At 65.4% G+C, this 3188-nt stretch carries 3 protein-coding genes; 2 read left to right on the top strand and 1 reads right to left on the bottom strand.

Going from position 1 to position 3188, the window contains the following annotated elements:
* A partial coding sequence (locus ACLP25_RS22490) for a TetR family transcriptional regulator C-terminal domain-containing protein (RefSeq protein WP_442471367.1) occupies nt 1-636 on the bottom strand: 636 nt, incomplete at its 3' end.
* Between the two features lie 96 nt (nt 637-732).
* Between ACLP25_RS22490 and ACLP25_RS22485 the strand changes: the two genes are divergently transcribed.
* Both ACLP25_RS22485 and hydA read left to right on the top strand, forming a co-directional pair.
* Nucleotides 733-1980, top strand: coding sequence for a Zn-dependent hydrolase (locus tag ACLP25_RS22485; RefSeq protein ID WP_442471366.1), 1248 nt, complete (start codon nt 733-735; stop codon nt 1978-1980).
* 46 nt (nt 1981-2026) lie between these two features.
* Nucleotides 2027-3188, top strand: a 1162-nt coding sequence (gene hydA / locus ACLP25_RS22480; RefSeq protein WP_442471365.1) for a dihydropyrimidinase, incomplete at its 3' end; no start/stop codon positions are given.

Here is a 3188-nt window from a genome sequence, read left to right as displayed (position 1 = left end):
GTCGTCGGGAAGCTCGATGTCGGACAGTTTGGTGCGGCCGATCGCCAGTTCCTGCTCCTCGGTGGTGTATTGCTGGGTCGTCGCCCAGATCATGTAGAAGAGCACCTTGGGCTCGATCGGCTTCAGCTTCCCCGCCGCGATCCAGCGGCGCACGGCCTTCTCGCGCTTGGCGACCCATTCGCTCAAGGTCGTGTCGAGGAAGTCCTGGATAATCGGCGCGCCGCGCATGATCTCGGCCGACCAGATGCGCGAGGCGAGCGGCATCGCGCGCGCAAGGTCCATCTTGGCCGAAATATAGGCCGAGAGCGCCTCGCGCGCGTCCTCGCTCGCATCGAAGGACGAGGCAGCGTCGAGCCAGGCGGTGAGCACCCGCTCGACCACGGCGCGGTAGAGCGCCTCCTTGGTGGCGAAGTAATAGTGGAGATTGGCCTTCGGCACGCCGGCGCGCCGCGCGATCGCCGCCGTCGTGGCGCCGGCGAAGCCCTGCTCGGCGAAGATCTGCTCGGCCGCTTCGAGCAGTGTCCGCTCGTTTTCCGCGCGGACGGTCGGCCGGGGCTTGCGCGCCGCCGGCCGTCGCTCGCTCGCCGTTTGCGATGTGCTTGCGCCGCGGTCGCGACTGCGAAAAAGATGGTCCATGGGCGCCGTTTCGCTGAGCGTTTCGCCTAAGGCTACGTCATTTGACCGTTTGGTCAAACTTATACTAGCGTTTGTCAAATCCAAGCGGAGCCGACAATGTCCGACCTGTCCAATGTTCGCGTCAACGGAGCCCGTCTCTGGGACTCGCTCATGGAAATGGCCAAGATCGGCGGCACGCCCAAGGGCGGCTGCAAGCGCCTGACCCTGACCGACGTCGACAAGCAAGGCCGCGAGCTGTTCAGGACGTGGTGCGAAGCGGCCGGCTGCACGGTCACGGTCGACGAGATGGGCAACATGTTCGCTCGCCGGGCGGGGGAGGACGATTCGCTGCCTCCGGTCATTCTCGGCAGCCACCTCGACACCCAACCAACCGGCGGCAAGTTCGACGGCGTGCTCGGCGTGCTCGGCGCGCTCGAGGTCGTCCGCTCGCTGAACGACCTCAAGATCAAGACCCGTTACCCGATCGAGGTCGCCAACTGGACCAACGAGGAAGGCTCGCGCTATGCCCCGGCGATGGTGTCCTCGGGCGTATTCGCCGGCGTATACACCAAGGAATTCGCCTACTCGCGCGTCGATCAGGAAGGCAAGTCGCTCGGCGACGAACTCGCCCGCATCGGCTTCAAGGGCGACGAGCCGGTCGGCGGCCGGCCGGTCCACGCCTATTTCGAGTTGCACATCGAGCAAGGCCCGATTCTTGAGGCCGAGGGCTACGACGTCGGCATCGTCACGCATGGACAGGGCCAGCGCTGGTACGAAATTCGCTTGACCGGCTTCGAGAGCCACGCGGGCTCGACGCCGATGCCGCGGCGCAAGGACGCGCTGCTCGGAGCGGCGCGGATCGTGGAACTCGTCAACAAGATCGGCCTCTCGAAAGCGCCGCTCGGGGTCTCGACCGTCGGGATGCTCAACCCCTACCCCTATTCGCGCAACGTGATCCCCGGCGAAGTGTTCATGACTGTCGATTTCCGCCACCCGATCGACGCCACGCTCTCGGAGATGGACGCGGCGCTCAAGGCCGGCGTCGTGGACATCACGAGGGCGATGGGGATCACGTACGATCTCACGCAGGTGTTCTACTACGAGCCCGTCCCCTTCGATCCGGCCTGCGTCGAGGCGGTGCGGCGGGGCGCCGAGCGCTTCGGCTACAGCCATCGCGACATCGTCTCGGGCGCGGGCCACGACGCCTGCTACATGGCGCGCATCACGCCGACGTCGATGATCTTCACCCCCTGCGTCGACGGCGTCAGCCATAACGAGAGCGAGGACATCAAGCAAGAATGGTCGACGGCCGGCGCCAACGTGCTGATGCACGCGGCGCTTGAGAAGGCCGAGATCGCGTCCTGATCATCATTCATCGCGGGAACGCGCGGAAATCGAACGGGAGAACACCATGTCGATCGTCATCAAGGGCGGAACGGTGGTCAACGCCGACCGCAGCTCCAAGGCCGACGTCAAGGTCGAGGGCGAGACCATCGTCGAGATTGGCGACAACCTTTCGGGCGACAGCACGCTCGACGCGGGAGATTGCTATGTGATCCCCGGCGGCGTCGATCCGCACACCCACCTCGACATGCCCTTCATGGGCGCCAATTCCGCCGACAATTTCGAGAGCGGCTCCAAGGCCGGCGTGTCCGGCGGCACCACGATGGTGGTCGACTTTTGCATCCCCAATCGCAACCAGCCGCTGATGGAGGCCTTGGCCGACTGGAACGAGCGGTCGAAGAACGCCGTCGCAGACTTTTCGTACCACATGGCCATCACCTACTGGAACGACCAAGTGCGCGAGGACATGGCCAAGGTCGTCAAGGCGGGCGTGACGACCTTCAAGCACTTCATGGCTTACAAGGGCTCGCTGATGGTCAACGACGAGGAGATGTTCGCCTCGTTCTCGCGCTGCGCCGAGCTCGGCGCCATGCCGCTCGTCCATGCCGAGAACGGCGACCTCGTCCTCGCCTTGCAGCGCTATTATCTCTCCAAGGGCATCACCGGCCCCGAGGGCCACGCCCTCTCGCGTCCCCCGGACGTCGAAGGCGAAGCGACCAACCGCGCCATCATGCTGGCCGACCAGGCGGGCGTGCCGATCTATATCGTGCACACCTCCTGCATCCCGGCGCATGAAGCGGTCGCGCGCGCCCGCGCGCTCGGAAAGCGCGTCTACGGCGAGCCGCTGATCCAGCATCTCGTGCTCGACGAAAGCGAGTATTACAACAAGGACTGGCAGCACGCCGCGCGGCGCGTCATGTCGCCGCCCTTCCGCGACAAACTCAACCAGGACGACCTCTGGAACGGCCTGCGCGCGGGCTCGCTGCAGGTCGTCGCCACCGACCACTGCTCGTTCACCACCAAGCAGAAGGAGCTGGGCTTCGGCGACTTCACCAAGATCCCGAACGGCACGGGCGGCCTCGAGGACCGCATGCCGGTCTTGTGGACCCACGGCGTCGAGACGGGTCGGCTGACGCCGAACGAATTCGTCGCCGTCACCTCGACCAACAGCGCCAAAATCCTCAACATGTATCCGCGCAAGGGCCTGATCGCGCCCGGCGCCGACGCCG

The organism is Roseiarcus sp., assembly GCF_052145395.1.
Taxonomy (GTDB): Bacteria; Pseudomonadota; Alphaproteobacteria; order Rhizobiales; family Beijerinckiaceae; genus Roseiarcus.
The sequence above is the reverse complement of the archived record's forward strand: the minus strand, read 5'-3'. Positions and strand labels throughout refer to the sequence as shown.

Coding starts and splice junctions, on each gene's coding strand:
- ACLP25_RS22485 (WP_442471366.1), top strand. CDS start 733: ATGTCCGACCTGTCCAATGTTCGCGTCAACGGAGCCCGTCTCTGGGAC.